Annotated in this window: 2 protein-coding genes; both read left to right on the top strand. The window is 50.0% G+C overall.

The features are described 5' to 3' along the window. On the top strand, positions 1-284 hold a 284-nt coding region (locus tag HMPREF2879_RS09630; protein ID WP_141753021.1), incomplete at its 5' end, for a peptidase inhibitor family I36 protein. Between the two features lie 67 nt (positions 285-351). After that, positions 352-1,061, top strand: a 710-nt coding sequence (locus HMPREF2879_RS01960; protein WP_070634705.1) for a hypothetical protein, incomplete at its 3' end; no start/stop codon positions are given.

Here is a 1,061-nt window from a genome sequence, read left to right as displayed (position 1 = left end):
CGGCACATGCGGGTGTTACTTTCTATTCGGATGCCAATTTCCTTGGGCCCCGTATGGAAACTGAGGGGACGACCCATTTGGATTGGATGAGTGACCGTGCATCTTCATTGCATTCTGGTGGGTGTCGGTGGCACTATTACGAAGACATTAATCACAGGGGTCGAAATTTTGAATCTTCTTCCGACCTCAACTATCTTCGGGGTCTAAGCCATGCGGGTCTCCATTGGGGCGAGACTTGGGACGATCGTATTAGTTCTGTTCACAAGGTAAACTGCCGCTGGTAATTGTGATGGAGGAGCCCAATGTTTGTGGGCTCCTCCTGACTTTCTTGGTTGAAAGGAGTTGGTAACAATGAAGAAATCTGCTGCCCTACTCGCCTGCTTTGCTTTAGCTTTAAGTTCCTGCGCCGCTGCGCCTAAAGATACTAGCCTCAAAGCCCAGCTGGATTTTGAAAATAACTATATTACTCTTCCCCTCGACGAATACGATATGAGTGACCAGGCCGAAGATATAACATATAGGGCGTATTTGTTGATTCTTAAAGAGTGCTATGCGAAAAAAGGATACGATTTTGAAATTCTAGAAAACGGTTTGGTTTCTGGCAACGCCTCCCAGTACGGCTCCTGGAACGTGAAGCATGCGGCGAATCATTTTACGTCCATCCAAGTCAGAGATGAGCAGGAAAGGATTTATAAGAGCATCCCTGAAGACGTCAGGGCCAGCTGCCGCGAAGAGCATCGGGAAGAACTGGATATGCTCTATTTTGATGTGGCTGATGAGGAAAAGTACCGCCCCGTCGAGCGTATCCGTGGCGAAGCGTACCAACGCGCGCAGGCTGACCCTGAATGGAAGAAAGCCCGCTCAGATTGGTGGGACTGCCAGCGTCAGGAAGGGTTGACGCCTCGCACCGGGGACGGTGAATGGACGAGCAAAGAAACGGCCAATCTGAATGCTGATGATCCCAAAGTGTTGGAGGAGGTTATCCGCCTGGCAACCATTGAAGCTCAATGTAGTGAGAAGGTGAGGTTGGCTCAGCGTCTGGGTGATATTGAGGCGTCCTA

The organism is Rothia sp. HMSC069C04, assembly GCF_001812895.1.
GTDB lineage: Bacteria > Actinomycetota > Actinomycetes > Actinomycetales > Micrococcaceae > Rothia.
This window is presented reverse-complemented; position numbering and strand designations above follow the sequence as displayed.